Origin of the sequence: Mesorhizobium sp. M00.F.Ca.ET.216.01.1.1 (assembly GCF_004010325.2) — a bacterium.
Lineage (GTDB): Bacteria > Pseudomonadota > Alphaproteobacteria > Rhizobiales > Rhizobiaceae > Mesorhizobium.
In genome coordinates this window covers 1-283 of the sequence record NZ_SADR02000578.1, presented here as the reverse complement: position 1 = coordinate 283, position 283 = coordinate 1, and the positions used below count along the sequence as shown (strand labels likewise).

The 283-nt window shown below is 67.1% G+C and carries 1 protein-coding gene; it reads left to right on the top strand.

Translation table 11 applies throughout. The annotated features are described in order from the left end of the window. Positions 1-39: 39 nt before the first annotated feature. On the top strand, positions 40-283 hold a 244-nt coding region (locus tag EN859_RS37515), incomplete at its 3' end, for a hypothetical protein (protein ID WP_210237790.1).

Below are 283 nucleotides of genomic sequence, written 5' to 3'. Positions count from 1 at the left end.
TGTTTATGTCGAGTCCCCGCTCAGAGGCATAGCCCCGTCATGTTTGCACTTGCCGATCATCTGCTGCACCCGGAAGGCGACGCGTTGCCTCGCGATGTGGATGCGCACGCCGCGGCCGCGCTGCTCGCACGCGGCATCGCGTGCCGTCCGCCCGTCAGCGGTTCTGTCTACGCAACCTTGCTCAACGACCGCGCCGCGCTCGCGGCGCTCGGCGACGCCATGCATGCCGCGCCGTACAAGGCGCCGCCAAAAGCGCCGGTCCTGTATCTGAAGCCGCGCAATA